The sequence below is a fragment of the Algibacter sp. genome (assembly GCF_039977455.1).
Lineage (GTDB): Bacteria > Bacteroidota > Bacteroidia > Flavobacteriales > Flavobacteriaceae > Algibacter_B.
In genome coordinates this window covers 22,441-45,043 of record NZ_JBDWDG010000029.1, presented here as the reverse complement: position 1 = coordinate 45,043, position 22,603 = coordinate 22,441, and the positions used below count along the sequence as shown (strand labels likewise).

At 34.0% G+C, this 22,603-nt stretch carries 21 protein-coding genes and 1 riboswitch; of the genes, 18 read left to right on the top strand and 3 right to left on the bottom strand.

All coding sequences use genetic code 11. The annotated features are described in order from the left end of the window. Positions 1–14: 14 nt before the first annotated feature. The 18 genes from ABJM36_RS13770 (at position 15) to ABJM36_RS13685 (ending at position 17,968) form a co-directional block, all read left to right on the top strand. Positions 15–431 carry an Rrf2 family transcriptional regulator gene (locus tag ABJM36_RS13770; protein ID WP_348452078.1) on the top strand — a complete coding sequence of 139 codons (417 nt, stop codon included), beginning with the start codon at positions 15–17 and terminating at the stop codon, positions 429–431. Between the two features lie 163 nt (positions 432–594). Continuing rightward, positions 595–852, top strand: coding sequence for a DUF2061 domain-containing protein (locus tag ABJM36_RS13765; protein WP_144115754.1), 258 nt, complete (start codon positions 595–597; stop codon positions 850–852). Then, positions 840–1,484: a phosphoadenosine phosphosulfate reductase family protein gene (locus ABJM36_RS13760; RefSeq protein ID WP_348452077.1), complete on the top strand. Its 645-nt coding sequence runs from the start codon at positions 840–842 to the stop codon at positions 1,482–1,484. The genes ABJM36_RS13765 and ABJM36_RS13760 overlap by 13 nt, the downstream gene beginning before the upstream one ends. Before the next feature lie 10 nt (positions 1,485–1,494). Then, positions 1,495–2,400 carry a sulfate adenylyltransferase subunit CysD gene (gene cysD, locus ABJM36_RS13755; RefSeq protein WP_348452076.1) on the top strand — a complete coding sequence of 302 codons (906 nt, stop codon included), beginning with the start codon at positions 1,495–1,497 and terminating at the stop codon, positions 2,398–2,400. 83 nt (positions 2,401–2,483) lie between these two features. Then, on the top strand, positions 2,484–3,731 hold the full coding sequence (locus ABJM36_RS13750; protein WP_348452075.1) for a GTP-binding protein: 1,248 nt from the start codon (positions 2,484–2,486) through the stop codon (positions 3,729–3,731). 45 nt (positions 3,732–3,776) lie between these two features. Beyond that, positions 3,777–5,864, top strand: a complete 2,088-nt coding sequence (locus tag ABJM36_RS13745; protein WP_348452074.1) for a HEPN domain-containing protein — start codon at positions 3,777–3,779, stop codon at positions 5,862–5,864. Positions 5,865–5,878: 14 nt separating this feature from the next. Further along, the gene (gene cobA / locus ABJM36_RS13740) at positions 5,879–6,640 is read left to right on the top strand and encodes a uroporphyrinogen-III C-methyltransferase (protein WP_348452073.1); all 762 of its coding nucleotides are present in this window, start codon (positions 5,879–5,881) and stop codon (positions 6,638–6,640) included. A 3-nt stretch (positions 6,641–6,643) separates the two neighbouring features. Then, positions 6,644–7,228: a bifunctional precorrin-2 dehydrogenase/sirohydrochlorin ferrochelatase gene (locus ABJM36_RS13735; RefSeq protein ID WP_348452072.1), complete on the top strand. Its 585-nt coding sequence runs from the start codon at positions 6,644–6,646 to the stop codon at positions 7,226–7,228. A 2-nt stretch (positions 7,229–7,230) separates the two neighbouring features. Then, positions 7,231–8,286, top strand: coding sequence for an NAD(P)/FAD-dependent oxidoreductase (locus tag ABJM36_RS13730; protein WP_348452071.1), 1,056 nt, complete (start codon positions 7,231–7,233; stop codon positions 8,284–8,286). A 175-nt stretch (positions 8,287–8,461) separates the two neighbouring features. Then, positions 8,462–9,205, top strand: a complete 744-nt coding sequence (gene epsC, locus ABJM36_RS13725) for a serine O-acetyltransferase EpsC (protein ID WP_348452070.1) — start codon at positions 8,462–8,464, stop codon at positions 9,203–9,205. Further along, positions 9,189–10,079 carry a cysteine synthase CysM gene (gene cysM / locus ABJM36_RS13720; RefSeq protein WP_348452069.1) on the top strand — a complete coding sequence of 297 codons (891 nt, stop codon included), beginning with the start codon at positions 9,189–9,191 and terminating at the stop codon, positions 10,077–10,079. The genes epsC and cysM overlap by 17 nt, the downstream gene beginning before the upstream one ends. A 212-nt stretch (positions 10,080–10,291) precedes the next feature. Then, positions 10,292–10,401, top strand: a riboswitch (SAM riboswitch). A 48-nt stretch (positions 10,402–10,449) separates the two neighbouring features. Continuing rightward, entirely contained in the window at positions 10,450–11,466 is a 1,017-nt protein-coding gene (locus tag ABJM36_RS13715; protein ID WP_348452068.1) for a homocysteine S-methyltransferase family protein, read from the top strand. A gap of 9 nt (positions 11,467–11,475) precedes the next feature. After that, a complete protein-coding gene (locus ABJM36_RS13710) occupies positions 11,476–11,757 on the top strand; it encodes an antibiotic biosynthesis monooxygenase (RefSeq protein ID WP_348452067.1) in 282 nt (93 codons plus the stop codon). Between the two features lie 275 nt (positions 11,758–12,032). Then, positions 12,033–14,708, top strand: a complete 2,676-nt coding sequence (gene metH / locus ABJM36_RS13705) for a methionine synthase (RefSeq protein WP_348452066.1) — start codon at positions 12,033–12,035, stop codon at positions 14,706–14,708. Between the two features lie 2 nt (positions 14,709–14,710). Beyond that, positions 14,711–14,944, top strand: coding sequence for a hypothetical protein (locus tag ABJM36_RS13700; RefSeq protein ID WP_348452065.1), 234 nt, complete (start codon positions 14,711–14,713; stop codon positions 14,942–14,944). Positions 14,945–15,134: 190 nt separating this feature from the next. Then, positions 15,135–16,091 carry a methylenetetrahydrofolate reductase [NAD(P)H] gene (gene metF, locus ABJM36_RS13695; RefSeq protein WP_348452064.1) on the top strand — a complete coding sequence of 319 codons (957 nt, stop codon included), beginning with the start codon at positions 15,135–15,137 and terminating at the stop codon, positions 16,089–16,091. Positions 16,092–16,124: 33 nt separating this feature from the next. Next, on the top strand, positions 16,125–17,225 hold the full coding sequence (locus tag ABJM36_RS13690) for an acyloxyacyl hydrolase (RefSeq protein WP_348452063.1): 1,101 nt from the start codon (positions 16,125–16,127) through the stop codon (positions 17,223–17,225). A 23-nt stretch (positions 17,226–17,248) separates the two neighbouring features. Further along, complete coding sequence (locus ABJM36_RS13685; protein WP_348452062.1) at positions 17,249–17,968, top strand: head GIN domain-containing protein; 720 nt, start codon at positions 17,249–17,251, stop codon at positions 17,966–17,968. Here the strand turns inward: ABJM36_RS13685 and ABJM36_RS13680 are convergent. The 3 genes from ABJM36_RS13680 to gldA all read right to left on the bottom strand — a co-directional run bounded on the left by ABJM36_RS13680 (position 17,954) and on the right by gldA (position 22,330). Further along, positions 17,954–19,141, bottom strand: a complete 1,188-nt coding sequence (locus tag ABJM36_RS13680; RefSeq protein WP_348452061.1) for an acetate kinase — start codon at positions 19,139–19,141, stop codon at positions 17,954–17,956. The genes ABJM36_RS13685 and ABJM36_RS13680 overlap by 15 nt on opposite strands. Positions 19,142–19,144: 3 nt before the next feature. Beyond that, a complete protein-coding gene (gene pta, locus ABJM36_RS13675) occupies positions 19,145–21,235 on the bottom strand; it encodes a phosphate acetyltransferase (protein WP_348452060.1) in 2,091 nt (696 codons plus the stop codon). A gap of 198 nt (positions 21,236–21,433) precedes the next feature. Then, positions 21,434–22,330 carry a gliding motility-associated ABC transporter ATP-binding subunit GldA gene (gene gldA, locus ABJM36_RS13670; RefSeq protein WP_348452059.1) on the bottom strand — a complete coding sequence of 299 codons (897 nt, stop codon included), beginning with the start codon at positions 22,328–22,330 and terminating at the stop codon, positions 21,434–21,436. Between the last annotated feature and the right edge of the window lie 273 nt (positions 22,331–22,603).

The following is a 22,603-nucleotide window of genomic DNA, read 5'->3' as shown; positions in this document are numbered from 1 at the left end:
GTTATATTAGCGGCATGCTATCTAAAAAAACCAAATACGGACTAAAAGCGCTTACGTTTATTGCAAGGAGTGAAGACGATATGCCTGTGCAAGTAGGTAAAATTGCTAAAAGTGAACAAATCCCTCAGAAATTTTTAGAAGGAATATTATTAACCTTAAGAAAGTCAGGAATATTAGGGTCTAAAAAAGGAAAACACGGCGGTTACTATTTAAGGCACGAACCTTCTGAAATAAAAATGACTGATGTTATGCGTGTTTTAGAAGGGCCAATTGCCATGGTGCCTTGTGTGAGTTTAAATTATTACGAAAAATGTGATGATTGCCCCGATGAAACCCTTTGTAGTGTGCATAGACTTATGATTGAGGTGCGTGATAGCACGCTTAATGTGTTCAGAAATACCACTTTAGCAGATTTGTCTAGTGTCGATTAATGAAAATATCTCAAAATTATCTTATATTTTAAATAATAATCTTCCTTTTATCGTAAAATTATTCCATTATTCTAAAAAGTTGTTAAAACTGTTTTTTGTATTATAAAATGTTTTACATTTGTAATCCCTACTAAACTGATAGGATTAATATAAATAATAAGAAATGATAGCGCAAATGTTATTAAAAAGTAAAGAAAAATCTACCTATAAAGAGGATGCTGTTGGGGAAAAGCCAATAAGAAGTGTTGCAAAAGCTTTAAGTTGGAGAGTGATAGGTACTTTAGATACATTAATAGTTTCATATATATTGACAGGAGAAATGGCTGTTGCAGCATCTATTGCTTCCGTAGATTTTTTAACAAAAATGGTGCTGTATTTTTTCCATGAGCGTTTATGGAATTCAATTAAATGGGGAAAATAAATAAAGAGATTATGTTTACAGAAACTCAAATAGAAGAATTAAATAAAAGCTTTGAAAAAGCGACGCCTACTGAAATTATTCAGAAAGCTTTCGAACTTAATAATAAAGCTGTAGTTACAACTAACTTCAGACCATACGAAGCAGCTATTTTACATGCAGTAAGTAGTGTAGAAGCTAGTATTTCTGTAGTTTGGTGCGATACGGGTTACAATACCCCACAAACTTACAAGCATGCAGAACAAGTTATTAAAGATTTAAACTTGAATGTGTCTTTGTATGTGCCAAAACAAACCTCGTCTCATAGAGATGTGGTAATGGGAATTCCTAGTGTTGATGCTCCAGAGCACGCTTTGTTTACAGAGCAGGTAAAACTTGAGCCTTTTAAACGCGCTATGGAAGAGCACAAGCCTAACGTGTGGTTTACAAACCTACGCCAGGGGCAAACTGCATTTAGAAATAGTATTGGCATTTTTAGTTTAAGTAAAGATGGCGTTTTAAAAGTGAGTCCCTTCTATTTTTGGTCTGATGAAAAATTAGATACTTATTTAGAAGAAAACAATTTACCAAACGAATTTAAATATTTCGACCCAACAAAAGCATTAGAAAATAGAGAGTGTGGTTTACACGCTTAAAAAAAATATTATGAAGAAAGATACATCAAATATCAATTCACTAGAAAACGAAGCAATTTACATCATGAGAGAAGTTGCGGCGCAGTTTGAAAAACCTGTGTTATTATTCTCTGGAGGAAAAGATTCAATTACTTTAGTGAGATTAGCTGTTAAAGCATTTTATCCTGCAAAAGTTCCATTTCCTTTAATGCATATTGATACAGGGCATAACTTCCCAGAAACAATTGAATTTAGAGACCGCCTTTGTAAAGAATTAGGTTTAGAATTGATTGTTCGTAATGTACAAGATTCTATTGATGAGGGTAAAGTAAAGGAAGAATCTGGTCGTTACGCTAGTAGAAATATGTTACAAACAACTACGCTTCTTGATGCTTTGGAAGAATTTAAGTTTGATGCTGCTATTGGCGGTGCTCGTCGTGATGAAGAAAAAGCGAGAGCTAAAGAACGTATTTTTTCTGTACGAGATGATTTCGGACAATGGGATGAAAAAAGCCAACGTCCAGAATTGTTTGATATGTTAAATGGAGATATCGATCACGGACAAAACGTACGTGTGTTTCCAATTTCAAACTGGACAGAATTAGATGTTTGGTCTTATATTGAAAAAGAAAATATCGAAATACCATCAATTTATTTCGCCCACAAACGTAAAGTCTTTTTAAGAGATGGCATGATTTGGTCTGCAGAAGATGATGTAGTTTACAGAGATGATAATGAGGAAGTGATAGAAAAAATGGTGCGTTTTAGAACTGTAGGTGATATGAGTTGTACAGCAGCAGTATTATCAGATGCGGTATCTATTTCAAAAGTTGTTGAAGAAATTAGAGATTCAACAATTTCAGAGCGTGGTGCTCGTATAGATGATAAACGCTCTGAAGCAGCCATGGAAAAACGTAAACAACAAGGATATTTTTAGAATATCAATTTTGTTATTTCCGCGATGGGGGAAATCTTTTAAAATGAATACAAATTAGGCTTTTAGCCAACATTATAATATAAATGGAAGTATTAAAAATAGCAACAGCAGGAAGTGTAGATGACGGAAAAAGTACGTTGATAGGACGTATTCTTTACGATACAAAATCTTTAACTACAGATAAGTTAGAAGCGATTGAAAAAACAAGTAAGCAACGTGGTTACGATTACTTAGATTTCTCATTAGCTACTGATGGTTTAGTTGCTGAAAGAGAGCAAGGAATTACAATTGATGTTGCACATATTTATTTTTCAACTAAAAAGAAAAGTTACATTATTGCAGATACTCCAGGTCACGTAGAGTATACACGTAACATGGTTACAGGTGCTTCAACATCACAAGCATCTATCATTTTAATTGATGCACGTAAAGGAGTTATCGAGCAAACCAATCGTCATTTCTTTATCAATAATTTATTGAGAATTAAAGATGTTGTAGTGGCTATTAATAAAATGGATTTGGTTGATTATTCTGAAGAGGTTTACAATAAAATTAAAGCCGATTTTTCAGAATTAATGAGCAAAAGAGATTATCAAGATCAAAAAATCACTTTCATTCCTGTAAGTGCTTTAAAAGGTGATAATGTTGTTAATAAATCTGAAGAGATGCCTTGGTATAAAGGTGAAGCTTTATTGGAGCATTTAGAGCAATTGGATAAAGCAGATATTTTTAACGCAGGTACGCCACGTTTCCCTGTGCAATATGTAATCAGACCAAAAACTGAAGATTTTCATGATTATAGAGGATATGCAGGAAAAGTTTATGGTGGCGATTTAAGTGTTGGTGATGATATTATTGTGTTACCATCAAAAACAAGATCGAAAATTAAAGATATATATTTCTATGATGAAAAGTATGAAACGGCTTCTAGACGTTCATCAGTAACCATCACTTTAGAAAATGATATTAATGTAAGTCGTGGAGACATGATTGTTAAAGAAAACGATTTACCAACTATCGATAAACAATTTACAGCAAATGTTTGTTGGATGGATACCGATCAATTAACGCCTGGTGGAAAATATATTGTTCAACATGGTGTTAATAAAGTATTGGCTAAAGTAGATAGAATCAATCATAAAATTAACCCAGATTATTCTGGATTTGAAAAGAATGTAACGGGATTAAATATCAACGATATTGCTTCGGTATCATTCAAATTGAACAAACCAATTTTTTACGATCAGTTCAAAAATCATAGAACAAATGGATCTTTTATTTTAATCGATCCACAATCTAATAATACAGTTGGAGCTGGATTTATTCAGTAAAAACATCAAATAGTTTTTTTCTAATTAAGAAAAGTCAGGTAGAGCATGCAAAGTTTTGAAACAGAAATAGAAAATCCAATTGTACAAAAGGATATCATTGAATTGGCTAAAAAAATTGAGCTTTTTCATAATGGTAAAATAGACGAAGAAAAATTTAGAAGTCTTCGTTTAGCACGTGGTGTTTACGGTCAGCGTCAAGAAGGCGTACAAATGATTCGTATCAAAGTGCCATACGGAAAGTTAAAAAGTAACCAATTACGAAGAATTGCAGCTGTATCAGATGAGTATTCTCGTGGACGTTTACATATTACAACACGTCAAGATATTCAAATTCATTATGTGGATTTAAATAGAACACCAGAGCTTTGGGCAGAATTAGAAAAAGATGAGGTTACTGTACGTGAAGCATGTGGAAATGTGGTAAGAAATGTAACAGCTTCTGAAACCGCAGGTATAGATGTAAACGAACCTTTTGATGTGTCGCCTTATGCCGATGCATTATATAAATTCTTTTTACGTAACCCAATTTGTCAAGAAATGGGACGTAAATTTAAAGTGTCTTTCTCATCAACAGACGAGGATACAGGATTGTCTTATTTACACGATATAGGATACATTGCTAAAATAGAAAATGGCGTGCGCGGTTTTAAAGTTTTAGTTGCTGGAGGATTAGGTTCTCAGCCTCGTCATGCCGATGTGTTATACGACTTTATTGAAACCGATAAAATCATTCCAATTATGGAAGGTGTTTTAAGAGTTTTTGATCGTTATGGTGAACGTAAAAGTAGAGCTAAAGCGCGTATGAAATTCTTATTGAAAGATATCGGTTTAGAAGCTTTTAAAGCATTAATAGCTGAAGAACAAAAAGCTATCGAATTTAAAAGCGTAGCTATTGATGCTGATGCTTATGTAGCTTCAAAACCAGTTTCAATTGAAGCTCCTAAGACAGAAATTAAAGATCAAGAAGCTTTCAATTTATGGAAGTCTACAAACCTAATTCCTCAAAAACAGGAAGGTTATGTGGCTATTGGTGTTAAAGTCTTATTAGGTGATTTTTATACAGATAAAGCACGTTTATTAGCTAACCTAGTAGATAAATATGCCGCTGGCGAAGTACGCTTAACATTACGACAAAATATTGTTATTCCTTTTGTAAAGGAAGATTTAGTACCATTTTTCTATCAAGAACTAGAAAAATTAGGTTTCGTAGAAGCTGGGTATAATAAAGCGGTAGATATTACAGCGTGCCCTGGAACAGATACTTGTAATTTAGGTATAGCTAGTAGTACAGGTATTGCTGTCGAGTTAGAGCGTATGCTTAAAGCGGAGTACCCACAATATTTAAAAAACCAAGATTTAGTTATTAAAATTAGTGGTTGTATGAATGCATGTGGACAACATAATATGGCAAATATTGGTTTCCAAGGAATGACAGTTCGTACTCCAGAAAAATTAGTAGCGCCTGCGTTACAAGTATTATTAGGTGGTGGTAACCAAGGTGATGGTAATGCGACTTTTGCAGATAAAGTAGTAAAAGTACCAAGTAGAAGAGGTCCGGAAGCTTTACGAAGAATATTAAATGATTTTGAAGCTAACGCTAACGGAAAACCTTTTGTAGAATATTATCAAGAAAAAGGAGAAAAGTATTTTTACGATTTCTTAAACGATTTACAAGACGCTACTAACTTAACTCAAGAAGATTTTATTGATTGGGGTGAAGAAGAAAAGTATGTAAAGGAAATAGGAATTGGAGAATGTGCTGGTGTAGTAATCGATTTAATTGCAACTTTATTTTTTGAAAGTGAAGAAAAAATTGATAATGCAAAAGAAGCTTTTGAAAATGAGGTATATTCTGGTGCTATTTATTACGCGTACCAATCGCTGGTTAATTCAGCGAAAGCGTTATTATTAGCTGAGAATAAAAAGACAAATACACACGCTGGTATTATTTCTCAATTTGATGAAATATTTGTTGAAACAGGAGAGATTAATTTAGGAACATCGTTTTCAGAATTGATTTACCAAATCAATAAAAATGCACCAACCAAAGAGTTTGCTTTAAATTATATCTCTAATTCAGATAAATTTTTAGCAGCAGTAAGAGCATTTAGAGCAGCACAACAAGAAGCATAAATTTAAAATAATTCATGAATATTAATACCCCGAAATTAACCGTAGTAGGTGCTGGTCCTGGCGATGAAGATTTAATAACCCTTAAGGCAATTAAGGCTATTGAGTCTGCAAACGTCATACTTTATGATGCACTTATTAATGAGTCGTTACTTAAATATGCTTCTAAAGATGTAGAGCTAATTTTTGTAGGGAAACGCAAGGGGTGTTATGCATTTCAGCAAGACCAAATTAACGATTTAATTGTATCTAAGGCTAAAGAAAAAGGACATGTAGTACGGTTAAAAGGTGGTGATCCATTTATTTTTGGTCGCGGAGCAGAAGAGATTGATTATGTTAGAAGTTTTGGATTGGAAACTTATGTTGTTCCTGGAATCTCGTCGTCATTGGCAGTACCTGCTTATCAAGGTATCCCGTTAACAAAACGTGGTATTTCAGAAAGTTTTTGGGTTGTTACAGCTACAACTAAAGACCATGCCTTATCAACGGATGTTGAATTAGCAGCAAAGTCAACGGCAACCATTGTTATTTTAATGGGGATGCATAAGTTGGGTGAAATTGTGAAAGTGTTTTATGCCGAAAACAAGCGTAATACACCTGTTGCAATCATTCAAAATGGAACCCGTGATAATGAAAAGGTAGGCATAGGAACCATTCGTAATATTCAACAAGTTGTAAAAGAAAAAGAATTAGCAGCACCAGCAATTATTGTTATTGGTGAAGTTGTAAAACATAGAGCAGTTTTAAATTCTATAAAACAAGCGGTTGAAAATAGATAGGTTATGGAAAGAAATAATTTATATCCTATTTTTTTAAAAGCCAAAAGCTTAAAGGTGCTTATTGTAGGCGGCGGGCATGTGGCTGAAGAGAAATTAACGTTCTTATTAAAGTCTAGTCCAGATGCTTGTGTAACCATGGTGTCACCTATGTTTCGAGAGGGTACAGTATCTTTGGCTAAAACAGGAAATGTGACCTTAATTGAAAAAAAATACAAGAAAAAGTATTTAAAAGGAAAGCATATCGTTGTTGCAACGACCGATGTTCCAAAGGTTAATGTAAAGGTTCATAAACATTGCAGGAAAAAAAGCCTTTTAGTAAATGTTGCCGATAACCCACCATATTGCGATTTTTATATGGGTGGTATCGTAACAAAGGGAAATGTAAAAGTAGCGATTAGTACAAACGGAAAATCGCCAACTACAGCTAAACGTTTACGTCAGTTTTTTGAGGATGTTATTCCAGAGAATGTAGACGATTTAGTAAAGAATTTAAACGAGTATAGAAAAACAATAAAAGGTGATTTTGAAGAAAAAGTGGAAACACTAAACGAATTCACAAAAGGATTAATTGAAAAAAAAGAATCTTAGTAATGATTAAAACAGATATACTAATAATAGGCGCGGGGCCAACTGGATTATTCACAGTATTTGAAGCAGGATTATTAAAACTTAAATGCCACTTAATTGATGCGCTTCCGCAACCAGGTGGACAATGTTCAGAAATTTATCCTAAAAAACCAATTTATGATATTCCTGGTTTTCCAGAAATCTTAGCTGGCGATTTAACCAGAAATTTGTTAGAACAAGGTAAGCAATTCGAACCTGGTTTTACCCTAGGTGAACGTGCTGAAACTATAGAGAAGCAAGAAGATGGTTCGTTTATTGTAACAACAAATAAAGGAACAAAGCACCAAGCGCCAATAGTTGCTATTGCAGGAGGATTAGGGTCTTTCGAACCTAGAAAACCAGCGCTGGATAGTATTGCTAGTTACGAGGATAAAGGTGTTGAATACATTATTAAGGATCCTGAGTTTTATAGAGGTAAAAAAGTAGTTATTTCTGGAGGTGGAGATTCTGCCTTAGATTGGAGTATCTTTTTAACCGATGTAGCTTCAAGCGTAACTTTAATTCATAGAAGAAATGAGTTTAGAGGAGCTTTAGATTCAGTAGAAAAAGTTGGAGAGTTAACTAAAGCGGGAAAAATTAATTTAATTACACCTGCAGAAGTTACCAATTTACATGGTGATGGTAAAATTGAAGCCGTTACAGTTACTTCGAAAGAAGGTGAAGAGACACAAATAGAAACAGATCATTTTATTCCATTATTTGGATTATCTCCAAAGTTAGGACCAATAGGTAATTGGGGCTTAGAAATTGAAAAAAATGCTATTAAAGTGGATAACAGCTTAAATTACCAAACAAACATACCTGGAATTTTTGCTATTGGAGATGTTAATACCTATCCAGAGAAGTTAAAATTAATTTTATGTGGATTCCATGAGGCAACATTAATGTGTCAAGCGGCGTATAGAATTATTAACCCAGGAAAAAGATTGGTGTTAAAGTATACAACAGTTAGTGGTATTGATGGTTTTGATGGTTCTAGAAAAGAAGCGCCAAAGGCAGTTGTTCAGGCAATTAATTAAGAGTTGTAATGTTTTTAGATGATGTATCTAAAAATATTATTGAAATATTTATCTAATCCTGCAAGGCTTTAAAACCTTCGCAGGATTTAGTTTTTAAAATAAGAGGGATTTACAAGTATAAGTTTTACTTTTAATAACTAAAATTTAAAGCCCTTACTAAAGCAAATTATTTAAAATGAAAAGCTATAACGTTTGCCTTAAAGACACAGCAAAAACATTCACCAAAAGATTGTTTTATTCTTTATTTGATTGTGAGCAAGAAGAAGTTCACAGCGATTATTTAGAAAATACCTTTCTTGAAATTGTGTCTAAATTAGAAATCGAAAACGGTAAAGACATTTGGGATACTTTTAAAACCCAATTACCAGAAATAAGAAAAAAACTAGATTTAGATGCTATTGCTTTTGAGAATAACGACCCTGCATCACATTCCTTAACAGAAATATATTTAGCATATCCTGGTTTTTATGCGATTTCAATTTACAGGTTAAGTCATGCGCTGTATAAGTTAGGGGTACATATCCTTCCTAGAATGATGAGTGAGTATATCCATGGTATTACCGGTGTCGATATTCACCCTGGGGCAACCATTGGCGATTCATTTTATATCGATCACGGCACAGGGATTGTAATTGGCGAAACATCTATTATAGGCAAATATGTTAAAATTTATCAAGGGGTAACGTTAGGGGGTATTTCAGTTGCTAAAAGTTTAGCATCTACCAAGCGTCATCCTACAATCGACGATAATGTATGTATTTATGCAAACGCTACTATATTAGGTGGCGATATTACAATTGGAGCAAATAGTATTATTGGAGCTAACGTATGGATTACAGAATCTGTACCAGAAAACTCGTTGGTTACTTATCAAACAGAAATTAAAATAAGACCTAGAAAGAATGGAATTCAAGAATAGTATTATTGGTCAAATCGGCAATACGCCATTGGTAGAAGCAACACACCTTATTTCAAAAAAGGGAGTGAGATTGTTTTTAAAATTAGAAGGTAATAACCCTGGGGGAAGCGTTAAAGATCGACCAGCTTTTAATATGATTAATGAAGCATTAAAACGAGGCGATATTAAAAAAGGCGGTACTTTAGTTGAGGCAACCAGTGGGAATACAGGAATTGCATTAGCCTTTATATCTAAGCTTTTAGGTTTAAATATGGTGTTAATTATGCCTGAAAACTCTACCGAGGAACGTGTTAAAACCATGCGTGCTTATGGTGCCGAGGTTATTTTAACACCTGCTGATATTGGTATTGAGGGGTCACGTGATTTAGCCTTTAAGCTTCGTGATGAAAAAGGATATACTTTATTAAATCAGTTTGAGAATCCAGATAACTGGAAAGCACATTATAAAACTACAGGTCCAGAAATCTGGGAAACCACAGCAGGAAAGATAACGCACTTTGTATCTGCCATGGGAACTACAGGAACTATAACAGGGGTTTCAACATATTTGAAAGAAAAAAATAAAGATGTAACCATTGTTGGTGCGCAACCAGCCGATGGAGCAAGGATACCAGGAATTAGAAAATGGTCGCCAGAATATGTGCCAAAATTTTTCGATTCTAAAAAAGTAGATGTTGTGGTTGATGTATCAGAAAACGATGCTAAACAAACAACCATTGATTTAGCTAAAGAAGAAGGCATTTTTGCAGGTATGAGTAGTGGGGGTTCAGTGTTTTGTGCCCTAACCATTGCAGAACAAATAGAGGAAGGTGTAATCGTAGCTATAATTTGCGATAGAGGTGATAGATATTTATCTTCAACTTTGTTTGAATAGGTTTTTTAGTTCGTTTTTCTTCAAGGCAAAATGAACAGAAAAGTTTTTGTTTTTTATAACTCGAAAGTATTCTAATTTCGGAAAGAAATATAGAGAACGAATAGTAGTTTTTATTTTTTTAATTAAACCCTTAAGTTCGAAAAAAGACTGCGCAGGATAAGGAAAACAAAAATATAGTTAGTACTTTTGTAACCGAGTTCATTAACGTACTAATGTTATCAAGAAAGGTAGAGGGATTAGACCCGTTGAGGCCTTGGCAACCCTTTATCTTGTAAAGAAGGTGCTAAATTCTACTAATACAATTGTATTGGAAAGATAACGAAAAGTAATCCTTCACTTTTCTTGATGACATGCAGATAATAAATATCAAATGTCGAATATACAACAAGCATTAAAAGAACGAATTTTAGTTTTAGATGGCGCCATGGGTACTATGCTACAAGCGTATAAATTCACTGAAGAAGATTTTAGAGGCGAGCGTTTTAAAGATTACCCAACGCCATTACAAGGTAATAACGATTTGTTGTCTATTACACAGCCCGAAGCTATAAAAACCATTCATGGGAAATATTTTGAGGTGGGGGCAGATATTGTAGAAACCAACACTTTTTCTGGAACTACTATTGCTATGGCAGATTACCAAATGGAAGATTTAGTGTACGAATTAAATTTTCAATCGGCTAAAATAGCTCGAGAAGTTGCCGATGAGTTTACGGCTAAAGAACCTCATAAACCACGTTTTGTTGCAGGTTCAATAGGGCCTACTAACCGTACAGCAAGTATGTCGCCAGATGTAAATGATCCAGGTTATAGAGCGGTAACTTTCGATGAGTTAAGAATTGCATACAAGCAACAAATAGAAGCATTAGTAGATGGAGGTGTAGATTTGTTATTGGTAGAAACTGTTTTCGATACCCTTAACGCAAAAGCCGCATTATTTGCTATTGAAGAAGTTAAGGACGAACGCGGTATAGACATCCCAACAATGTTAAGTGGGACTATTACCGATGCTTCAGGACGAACCTTGTCTGGACAAACTGCCGAAGCTTTTTTAATTTCGGTATCTCATATTCCGTTATTATCAGTTGGTTTTAACTGTGCTTTAGGAGCAAATTTATTACAACCCCATTTAGAAGCCATTGCAAATAAAACAGATTTTGCTGTTTCTGCGCATCCCAATGCAGGATTACCAAATGCTTTTGGGGAGTACGATGAAACTCCCGAAGAAATGGGAGAGCAAATTGAAGAGTATTTGAAAAAGAATTTAATTAATATTATAGGTGGCTGTTGTGGTACATCACCAGAGCATATTGGTGTTATAGCTAATATTGCTGCAAAGTATAAACCACGTGAATTTGTCATTCCTGAAGAAGTAGGAAGCATTTAAAATAAAGTGATGATTTTAGAGGTAGCCACATTAAATATAAAGCAAGGACTTTCGGTTGAATTTGAAGTTAATTTTCAAAAGGCAGAAAAGATAATTGCTTCAATGAAAGGCTATATCTCACATCAATTGAAAAAATGTATCGAGCAAGACGATAAGTACATTTTATTAGTGAATTGGGAAACACTTGAAGATCATGAAATAGGATTTCGTAAGTCAAATGAATATCAAGAATGGAAAAGTTTATTACATCAATTTTACGAACCATTTCCAGTAGTAGAGCATTTTAAATAATAGAAAGATATATAAGACCTTCGGGGTTTTTAGTTTTGAAGCATTACCAAAAAGGACACGAGAAGAATTAATAGAATTAGGAAAACGAATGATAAAAGCAGAGGGAACTGAAAGAGTAATTGATAAATTATATGAAGTTTTCAATAAAAATATTCCCTATCCTGATGCAGCCAATATAGTCCGTCAGTTGAAAGTGTCGTTGATAAATGTTTAGCGTACAAAGCAATTCGGTTGTAATTATCGAAAAAACCTTGTAGTTCTAAGAGAGATAAGAAATGAAAATAAAACAAACAAAATACATGAAATTGTCAGGTTTAGAACCTTTGGTTTTAAACGAAAACAGCAATTTTATAAATGTAGGTGAGCGTACTAATGTTGCCGGTTCTAGAAAGTTTCTTCGGTTAATTAAAGAAGAAAAATTTGATGAAGCTTTGGATATTGCACGTCATCAAGTAGATGGTGGTGCACAGATAATTGATATTAATTTTGACGACGGATTAATTGATGGAAAAGAATCCATGATTCGTTTTTTAAATTTAATTGCTGCCGAACCAGATATTTGCCGCGTGCCTATTATGATTGATAGTTCCAAATGGGAAATTATCGAAGCAGGCCTAAAAGTAGTACAAGGTAAATGTGTGGTAAATTCAATTTCTTTAAAAGAAGGCGAAGAAAAATTTATTTGGGAAGCCAAACAAATTAAACGTTACGGAGCGGCGGTAATAGTTATGGCCTTTGATGAAGTTGGGCAAGCCGATAATTATGATAGACGTATAGAAATTGCACAACGTTCTTATGATATTTTGGTAAATAAAGTTGGTTTCCCATCGGAAGATATCATATTCGATTTAAATATTTTTCCTGTTGCTACGGGAATGGATGAGCACCGTAGAAATGCAATCGATTTTATTGAAGCTACACGTTGGGTGCGTCAAAATCTAGAAAATGTTTCTGTAAGTGGTGGTGTAAGTAACGTGTCTTTTTCATTTAGAGGAAATAATGGTGTTCGCGAAGCCATGCATTCAGTGTTTTTATACTATGCAATTCAGGCTGGAATGAATATGGGTATTGTAAATCCTGCGTTATTAGAGGTTTATGATGATATTCCAAAAGATTTGTTAGAACATATTGAAGATGTAATTTTAGATAGAAGAGATGATGCTACAGAGCGTTTACTTGATTTTGCTGAAACCGTTAAAGGATCGAAAAAGGAAGCTGGTGCAGATTTATCATGGCGAGAAAATCCTTTACAAGAACGAATTACACATGCTTTAGTTAAAGGTATTGATGCTTTTATTATTGAAGATATTGAGCAAGCTAGACAAGAAGCGGCAAGTCCTATTGAAGTTATTGAAGGGCATTTAATGATTGGTATGAATGTGGTTGGCGATTTGTTTGGAGCCGGGAAAATGTTTCTACCACAGGTTGTAAAATCTGCTCGTGTCATGAAAAAAGCTGTAGGGTATTTAAATCCGTTTATTGAGGCTGCAAAAACCGAAAAACAAGAGCCTGTTGGTAAAATATTAATGGCAACTGTTAAAGGTGATGTACATGATATTGGTAAAAATATTGTGAGTGTCGTTTTAGCATGTAATAATTACGAAATAGTTGATTTAGGGGTCATGGTACCACCTGAAAAAATTATTGAAATGGCTATTAGTGAACGAGTTGATGCTATTGGTTTATCTGGTTTAATTACGCCATCGTTAGATGAAATGGTGTATTTAGCTAAAGAAATGCAACGTCAAAATTTTGAATTACCCTTACTTATTGGTGGGGCAACAACTTCAAAAGCGCATACAGCAGTAAAAATAGATACGCAATATAATAACGCGGTAGTGCATGTAAATGATGCTTCAAGAGCGGTAACCGTTGTTGGCGATTTGCTTAACAAGAAAACATCGCATGCTTATGTCGCTAAAATGAAAGCGGATTATGATGAGTTTAGAACTAAGTTTCTAAAACGAGGCAAGGAAAAATCATACATAAGTATTGAAGAGGCTAGAAAAAGAAAATATAAAATTGATTGGGAAACCTCTGAAATCATAAAGCCTAAGGAATTAGGTGTTCAGATTTTAAAGCAATTAAGCCTAAAAGAATTAGAACCTTTTATTGATTGGAGTCCGTTTTTTAGAAGTTGGGATTTACATGGAAAATTCCCAGATATTTTAACCGATGAGGTGGTAGGCGAACAAGCTACCATTATGTATAAGGAGGCTCAAGAATTAATTAAAGAGATTATTGCAAAACAATCGTTAAAACCTAAAGCTGTTTTTGGTTTGTTTGAAGCAAATTCTATAAATGAAGATGATATCTCGGTAACTAAAAAAGGCCAAGAGCCATTTATTTTTAGGACTTTGCGCCAGCAATTAAAAAAGCGTGAAGGGATTCCTAATCATGCTTTAGCAGATTTTATTGCGCCAAAAGAAACAGGTAAAACCGATTTTATGGGCGCATTTTGTGTTGGTATTTTTGGAGCACAAGAATTAGCTGAAAGTTATAAGGCAAAAGAAGATGATTATAACGCCATAATGGTTCAAGCTATTGCAGATAGATTTGCTGAAGCCTTTGCTGAATATTTACATAAACAAGTTAGAACCAAACATTGGGGCTATGCTGCAGATGAAGATTTAACGAATAACGATTTAATTAAAGAAAGTTATAAAGGTATTCGTCCAGCGCCAGGCTATCCTGCATGTCCTGATCATTTGGAAAAGGAAACCATTTGGGAATTACTTGAAGTTGAAAAATTAATAGGTGTTAAATTAACTGAAAGTTTGGCCATGTGGCCAGCAGCAGCGGTTTCGGGGTATTACTTTGGTAATCCGGAGGCTAAGTATTTTGGTTTAGGTAAAATTACGGACGATCAAGTAACAGATTATTCTACAAGAAAAGGAATAACAAAAGAGAAAGCAAGAAAGTGGTTGCACCCAACATTAGCAGAGGAATAACTATGAAATTTATAACATTAACTTTAGGAAGCTATGTTATATCTCATGGGTATGACAATAAGAATAAAGAAGTTTTACAACATGTGAATTCGGATACATTTTCGAAGAAACTTGTAGCTGTGTCCAGAATAAAATCGGTTAGCGAAACCTATATTCTAACGGATTACACCGATGGTAGATGGATTTATTGGGAGTACAAAGAAAGCTTTGATGAGGTAACAAAAATGCTAGGTTAGCCCACGTTAGGGATTGAACTAGAAAGCCCACAGCCCGACGTAGGAGGTGCGAGGACTTGTAAGGGAAAGCCCGACCCTTGTGGTAACGCCAAAAAATAAAAAAGTAGCTTTAAGAATTCGTTTGTAAATTCGTGGCTAAGAAAATAGAATATTAACATTAAATAGATTTCTGCTTTCGCAGGAAATAGGAATGAAAGTAACAGACCATATAAAAAACGCTAACGGTAAAACTTTGTTTTCTTTTGAAGTGATACCGCCAAAAAAAGGAAAAAACATTCAGGATTTATATAACAATATAGATCCGTTAATGGAGTTTAAGCCGCCGTTTATTGATGTAACAACGTCTAGAGAAGAGTATGTGTATATTGACAAAGGAAATGGGCTTTTAGATAAGCGTATTACACGTATGCGACCAGGAACGGTAGGCATTTGTGCATCTATTATGCATAAGTATAAAGTGGATGCTATTCCGCATTTATTGTGTGGTGGTTTTACTAAAGAGGAAACCGAATATGTTTTGGTTGATTGCCATTATTTAGGTTTAGATAATGTTATGGCACTTCGAGGAGATTCTATGAAAGATGAACCTTATTTTAAGCCTGTTAAAGGCGGAAACGCCTATGCTAGTGAGTTGGTAGCGCAAATTGCAACTTTAAACAAGGGGCAATATTTGCATGATGATGTTGTTGTTGAGCATAATTCTGATTTTTGTATTGGTGTTGCAGGTTATCCTGAAAAGCACATGGAAGCACCATCGTTAGTTACAGACTTAAGACGATTAAAGGCAAAGGTTGATGCGGGAGCAGATTATGTGGTTACACAAATGTTTTTTGATAATAATAAATACTTTGAGTTTGTTGATAAGGCAAGAGAAATGGGAATTAATGTGCCTATTATTCCGGGTATAAAACCTATTGCTGTTAAGCGCCATTTACAAATTTTACCACAGGTTTTTAAAATTGATTTGCCTCAAGATTTAATTGATGCAGTTGAAGGTTGTAAAGATAATCAAGCGGTAAGACAAGTGGGAGTTGAGTTTGCAATTCAACAGTCTAAAGAGCTCCGTGCAGCTGGTGTTCCTGTGTTACATTACTATTCCATGGGTAAAAGTGATAATGTAAAAGCTATTGCCGAAGCGTTATTTTAGTTGTTGCCATGCGTTAGCAGTTTATTTCCCTATATGAAATTATTTCTTTGTTGTGTTTTAAGTTTTTTTAGTGTTGTAGGTTTTGCTCAAGATAAAACTAACACATCTTATATGGATGTGAATTATTTTAGAGGAAATATTGCATTGCACAACAACGAAATTCTTCATTTAATTACTGGGCATCCCGATGGTGTTATTTTAAGTTGGAATAAAAAAACGTACGGTTTTCAAGATTGGGAACAGCGTTTTAATTATCCAGATTATGGTGTGTCTTTTGTTTATCAGGACATGAAGAATCCTGTTTTAGGGAATAATTATTCGCTTTATGCCCATTATAATTTTTACTTTTTTAACCGGAATGTAATGTTTCGTATTGGACAAGGTATGGCGCATAACACCAATTCGTACGATAGGGAAACCAATTTTAAAAACGTAGCATTCGGGTCTAAATTTGGTAGTAGCACCTATGTGATGTTAAACTATAAAAAGGAGCGCGTTTTTGATAGATTTGGTGTACAAACAGGGTTTTCATTAATTCATTACTCCAATGCTAATGTAAAGTCGCCTAATAATGGTACAAATTCTATAACGTTTAATGTGGGTTTAACTTATAGTTTGGGGGATAAGGATTTAGAATATCAACATACGCTTGATAAAAAAGAAGATCAAGCTTATTCCGAGCCTTTTAAATACAATTTAGTGTTTAGATCTGGAATTAATGAGAGCGATATTTTTGGAAGTGGACAATACGCCATGTATGTGGTGTCTGCTTACGCTGATAAACGTATTAATAAGTCGAGTGCGTTGCAATTAGGAGCCGATGTGTTTTTTTCTAACTTTTTAAAAGAGTTTATTTACTATAGAAGTGTTGCTTTTCCAGAAGATGGATTAACGGGTAACGAGGACCATAAACGTGTTGGAGTTTTTGCTGGTCATGAATTGTTTATAAATAAAACATCACTTATAACACAGTTGGGTTATTATGTGTATTACCCTTTCGATTTTGAAGGGCGAGTTTATACTAGACTAGGCTTAAAACGTTATTTTACAAAAAAATGGTTTGGTGTTATGTCGTTAAAATCTCATGGTGCCAAAGCTGAAGGTGTCGAATTTGGAATAGGTGTGCGCTTATGAGAAAGTTATTTTACATATTAATTTTGAGTGTAATTATCGCTTGCGATAGTGAAGATGCTGGAGATTGTTTTCAAAAAACGGGAGATATAATACAGCAAGAGATTACCGTTGCAAGTTTTACAAAAGTTCTTGTAAACCGCGATGTTGAGCTGGTTATTAAAGAAGGTGCTACCCAAAGTGTTATTATTGAAACGGGAAAAAATTTAATTAATGATGTTATTGCAGAAGTTGTTGATGGACAATTAATTTTAACCGATAATAATACCTGCAATTATGTTAGAGATTACGGAATAACTAAAGTGTATGTTACGTCACCAAATATTTCTGAAATTAGAAGCTCTACGCAATATGATATTAGTTCTGATGGTGTTTTAACTTTTCCAGTTATAAATATTTTATCTGAAGATTATGGAGCTCCCGGAACTTTTAATATTGGAGATTTTAGGCTGCAAATAGATAGTGATGCTTTTAATGTTATATTTAATAACCTTTCTGTAGCATATATTACAGGAGAAACCGATAATTTGAGTGTAACCTTTGCTTCCGGAACATCTCGTTTTGAGGGGCGCAATTTAGTGGCCCAAAAAGTGGTGGTGACTAATAGAGGTTCAAATGATATGATAGTGAACCCACAACAAGAAATTACGGGTAAAATATCAGGTATTGGAGATGTTATTTTGGTAAATACACCTCCAATTGTTAATGTGGAAGAAGTTTATAGAGGGCGTTTAGTTTTCGAATAAAGCCACCGACTGTTTCGCTATTTCTAACTCTTCATTTGTTGGGATAACCAACACTTTAACTTTTGAATCTTTAGTACTTATAACGGTTAGTTTGTTAGATCTTACTTGATTCTTTTCAGTATCCAACGTAATACCTAAATAATCCATGTTTTCGCAAACGCGTTTTCTCATTTCTGGTGAATTTTCACCAATTCCAGCTGTAAACACAATGGCATCTAAACCATTTAGAATGGCCGCATAACTACCAATATACTTTTTAATACGGTATGCATTCATTTGCAATCCTAATTGGCAGGCTTTATTGCCTTTTTCAGCTTCTGCTTGAATGTCTCTTAAATCACTGTAGCCTGTTAAACCTAGCATACCACTTTCTTTTTGAAGAATGGTATTAATGTCATCAATGCTGTAATTTAATTTTTTTGCTAAATGAAAAATCATTGAAGGGTCTATATCACCGCTTCGTGTTCCCATGATTAACCCATTTAACGGTGTTAGTCCCATAGAATGATCTATGCTTTTTCCGTCTTTTACAGCGGTGGTGCTACAGCCATTTCCTAAATGAATAGTAATAATTTTTGATTGCTCCTTCCCTAAATATTCAATAGCTTTTTCTGAAACAAATTTATGACTCGTACCATGAAAACCGTATAAACGAATTTTGTGTTTAGTAAAAAACTCGTTAGGAATGGCGTATCTATATGCGTGTTCTGGAATAGTTTGATGAAAAGCAGTATCGAAAACAGCTACTTGTTTTGCATTAGGAAAAACCGTTTCGGCTACTTCAATGCCTTCAAAGTTAGCAGGATTGTGCAATGGTGCTAAACTAAAAAGGTCTTTAATGTTTTCTTTGGTGTGGTTTGTTATCTCTGTTGTTTTGTCAAATCGCGCCCCGCCTTGAACAACACGATGCCCAACAATGTCAATATCATCCGAAGATTTAATAATTCCGGTATCTGCGTTTAATAATTGTTTTGACAATAACTCTAGCCCAACTTTATGATTTGGTATGGGTTGCAGCACCTCAATGGTATCTTTATCGGTTTTGAATTTAAAAATGGCGTCCTCCATACCAATACGTTCAATTAAACCAGAGCACAAAATAGTTTTTTCTGGCATTAGAAATAGTTGAAATTTTAACGAAGAACTTCCTGAATTTAAAACTAATACTTGCATATATTAAAAATCTTGAGCTTGAATGGCGGTTATGATTACGGTACTATAAATATCGTCTGCAGTACAGCCTCTACTTAAATCGTTTACAGGTTTGTTTAAACCTTGTAGCATTGGCCCAATGGCTAGGGCTCCAGTTTCTCTTTGTACGGCTTTGTAGGTGTTGTTACCAGTGTTTAAATCTGGGAAAACTAAAACACTTGCTTGTCCTGCAACTTCAGAGTCTGGTAATTTACTTTTTCCAATACGCATATCTACTGCAGCGTCATATTGAATAGGGCCTTCAATTTTTAAGTCTGGCGCTTTAGTCTTTGCTATTTCTGTCGCTTTTCTAACGCGCTCAACATCTTCACCTTTGCCAGAAGCACCAGATGAATACGATAACATGGCCACCTTTGGTTCTACTCCAAAATCTTTAGCTGTTTTGGCAGATGAAATGGCTATTTCAGCTAGTTGTTCTGCATTAGGGTTAGGGTTGATAGCGCAATCTCCAAAGATAGAAACACGGTCTTCTAAGCACATAAAGAATACGGAAGAAACAATATTTACACCGGGTTTGGTTTTTATAAATTGTAATGCTGGGCGCAAGGTGTGTGCTGTAGTATGAATAGCTCCCGAAACCATACCATCTGCATGTCCTTTATAAATCATCATAGTGGCAAAATACGACACATCGGACATAGCATCTCTAGCCATATCTAAATTTACATTTTTATGTTTTCTAAGTTCATAAAACGTATTTACGTAATCTTTAAAGTGGGGTGAGTTTTGAGGAAAAACAATGTTAATGTCTTCTATTTTTAATGGGATATCATAACGAATTATGCGTTCTCGTATTTTGTCTTCCTCTCCAATTAAGGTTAAATCTACCACGCGAGCATCAACTAATCGGGCTGCTGCACGTAAAATACGTTCGTCGTAACCTTCTGGTAAAACAATATGTTTTTTATCCTTTAATGCACGTTGTAGTAAATTGTATTGAAACATTCTTGGGGTGAAAATTCCAGATTCAAAAGTTACTAGGTCTTCCGAAAGTTTTTCAGTAGCAACATGTTTTTCAAAAGTCGCAATAGAGGTTTCAATTTTTTCAATGTTTTCAGCATAAATCCTAGAACGTATTTTTCCAATAGTATTGGTAACATGAAACGTTCCTTTTTTAACGCTAATTATAGGGACAACACTAGATAGTCCTTCAATTAGTTTTAAAATAGGTTCTTCGGGAATTAATCCACCAGTTAATATGATTCCCGATATTTTCGGATAATTTTTCGAAATATTAGCTTGTAGGGCACCCAAAATAATATCTGCTCGATCACCTGGTGTAATCACTAAAGCATTTTCCTTTAAATGCGTTAAGTAATTACGTAGTTGCATGGCGCCAACACTAAAGTTTTCAGATTGATTATTTATCATGTCCTCACCAAACAGAATCGTGCCTTCAAGTTTTTTTGTTATTTCCTTAATAGTAGGACTTGCTAAACTTTTAATTTTTGGGATAACCGATATATTTGTTCCGCTATTTATTCTCGCTTTTAAAAGCGATTTTAAAGCAATAACATCATCTGGATTAATTTTGTTAGTCATTATAGAAAGCACCTCGACCTCTTCCTTAAAGGTGTCATGAGCCAACTGTACATTATCTACAATTTCCGATAATGATTTCCCATCACCTTGCGAAACAATAATGGATGGTAACCCTAAGTTTTTTGAAATAAGAAGATTAATATCTAATTCTAAACTCGAATTTTCATGTGAAAAATCGGTGCCTTCAACCAAAACAAAATCAAAGCGCTCTTCAAGGTATTTATATTTTCTAATTATTTCGTCAATAACATCGCCAGATTTACCTTTATTGTATAAATCTAAAACCTGACTCCTAGTGTAAGCAAAGGTTTTTTTATAATTAATGTCAATTTCAAAATAGGAAATCACAGTATTTATATGATTGTCCATTTCTCCGGCTTTTGTGTCTTCAATAATTGGTCTAAAATATCCTACCTTGGCTGTTTTTCCTAGTAGCATACGCATTAATCCAAGTACAACAACCGATTTACCGCTATTAGGTTCGATAGTTGCTACATAAATTCCTTTGCTCATTGTATTTGTTTATAGATGAAAAAATACTAGAAGTACTCCTTGTGAGTCTTTAGTATTTAAAATCATTTTGTTTATTATTTAGTCTTGAGACAAAAATAAAACTTGCTTAGCTATTTAAAGATGATAATTATCATAAACTGGTTAACCAGTTTTAAAAGCAAAGAAGAAATATATTACTTATTTCTGAATTAACAAGTTTTAGGTGTTAGTTAATTCCCGAAATAGCGTTTCTAAACTTGTGTTTTTTTGATTAAGTTGAAGGATTTTTAGTTGATTATCATGCGCAAAATCAAAAACATGCGAACGCATATCTTCCGCTGTTTTAAAAGTGATTTCGTAAACAAAACCATAAGTGTTTATTGCTTTTTCAACCTTTGGTAGTTTTAATAGAAAAGCATCTTCTACACGGTAGTCAAACTCCACAATAACAACTTGCTCTTTTTCGTCCCTTAAATCTTTTAATTTTTTATCGGCTACTATTTCTCCTTTGTTAATAATAATAACACGATCGCACATGGCTTCAACCTCTTGCATAATATGTGTAGAAAGAAATACGGTTTTAGTTTCTCCTATCGATTTAATAAGGTTTCTAATATCTACTAATTGGTTTGGATCTAATCCCGTAGTGGGTTCATCTAAAATTAAAACTTCCGGATCGTGTAGTAAGGCATTGGCTAAACCCACGCGTTGGCGATAGCCTTTAGAAAGCTGACCAATTTTTTTGTGAGCTTCGGGCGTTAACCCCGTTAATTCAATAACTTTATTAATACGTGTTTTGCTTACACCATAAATGTTAGCATTGAAACTAAGGTACTCTTTTATATATTGTTCTAAATATAATGGGTTATGTTCTGGAAGATAGCCAACACTTTGCTGTACCGCTTTGGTATTATTTAAAATGTCATAGCCATTTACCTTAACCATTCCTTCGTTAGCATTAAGGTAAGTTGTTAAAATCTTCATCATGGTGGATTTACCAGCACCATTAGGACCTAAAAAACCAACAATTTCGGGTTTATCTACTTTAAAAGAAATGTTGTTTAAAGCTTTTTGTTTGCCGTAAATTTTTGTTACACTTTCTACTTCAATAGACATAATTAAATTAATTTGTTCAAAAATAAATGATTATATAACGTAAAGCGATATTTACTATAAAATCTTTAAAACTTTTCAGAAAATATAAAAAAAGGTTTTAATGTATTTTGATTTCTTAAAATATTAATTACTTTAGCCCCTCAATTAGGACAATGACAACAGGTTATACATATTTTAGCAACTATTTTTATTTCTTTTTTAGCAAGAGAAACGAGACGTTGTATGTGTAATTTATTATTATAAGTTAAAATATGAGTCTCGATGAAAATCGAG

Bases quoted from the DNA above. Each gene is read 5' to 3' on its own strand.
- ABJM36_RS13770 (WP_348452078.1), top strand. From the start codon at position 15: ATGCTATCTAAAAAAACCAAATACGGACTAAAAGCGCTTACGTTTATT.
- ABJM36_RS13765 (WP_144115754.1), top strand. From the start codon at position 595: ATGATAGCGCAAATGTTATTAAAAAGTAAAGAAAAATCTACCTATAAA.
- ABJM36_RS13760 (WP_348452077.1), top strand. From the start codon at position 840: ATGGGGAAAATAAATAAAGAGATTATGTTTACAGAAACTCAAATAGAA.
- cysD (WP_348452076.1), top strand. From the start codon at position 1,495: ATGAAGAAAGATACATCAAATATCAATTCACTAGAAAACGAAGCAATT.
- ABJM36_RS13750 (WP_348452075.1), top strand. From the start codon at position 2,484: ATGGAAGTATTAAAAATAGCAACAGCAGGAAGTGTAGATGACGGAAAA.
- ABJM36_RS13745 (WP_348452074.1), top strand. From the start codon at position 3,777: ATGCAAAGTTTTGAAACAGAAATAGAAAATCCAATTGTACAAAAGGAT.
- cobA (WP_348452073.1), top strand. From the start codon at position 5,879: ATGAATATTAATACCCCGAAATTAACCGTAGTAGGTGCTGGTCCTGGC.
- ABJM36_RS13735 (WP_348452072.1), top strand. From the start codon at position 6,644: ATGGAAAGAAATAATTTATATCCTATTTTTTTAAAAGCCAAAAGCTTA.
- ABJM36_RS13730 (WP_348452071.1), top strand. From the start codon at position 7,231: ATGATTAAAACAGATATACTAATAATAGGCGCGGGGCCAACTGGATTA.
- epsC (WP_348452070.1), top strand. From the start codon at position 8,462: ATGAAAAGCTATAACGTTTGCCTTAAAGACACAGCAAAAACATTCACC.
- cysM (WP_348452069.1), top strand. From the start codon at position 9,189: ATGGAATTCAAGAATAGTATTATTGGTCAAATCGGCAATACGCCATTG.
- ABJM36_RS13715 (WP_348452068.1), top strand. From the start codon at position 10,450: ATGTCGAATATACAACAAGCATTAAAAGAACGAATTTTAGTTTTAGAT.
- ABJM36_RS13710 (WP_348452067.1), top strand. From the start codon at position 11,476: ATGATTTTAGAGGTAGCCACATTAAATATAAAGCAAGGACTTTCGGTT.
- metH (WP_348452066.1), top strand. From the start codon at position 12,033: ATGAAAATAAAACAAACAAAATACATGAAATTGTCAGGTTTAGAACCT.
- ABJM36_RS13700 (WP_348452065.1), top strand. From the start codon at position 14,711: ATGAAATTTATAACATTAACTTTAGGAAGCTATGTTATATCTCATGGG.
- metF (WP_348452064.1), top strand. From the start codon at position 15,135: ATGAAAGTAACAGACCATATAAAAAACGCTAACGGTAAAACTTTGTTT.
- ABJM36_RS13690 (WP_348452063.1), top strand. From the start codon at position 16,125: ATGAAATTATTTCTTTGTTGTGTTTTAAGTTTTTTTAGTGTTGTAGGT.
- ABJM36_RS13680 (WP_348452061.1), bottom strand. From the start codon at position 19,141: ATGCAAGTATTAGTTTTAAATTCAGGAAGTTCTTCGTTAAAATTTCAA.
- pta (WP_348452060.1), bottom strand. From the start codon at position 21,235: ATGAGCAAAGGAATTTATGTAGCAACTATCGAACCTAATAGCGGTAAA.
- gldA (WP_348452059.1), bottom strand. From the start codon at position 22,330: ATGTCTATTGAAGTAGAAAGTGTAACAAAAATTTACGGCAAACAAAAA.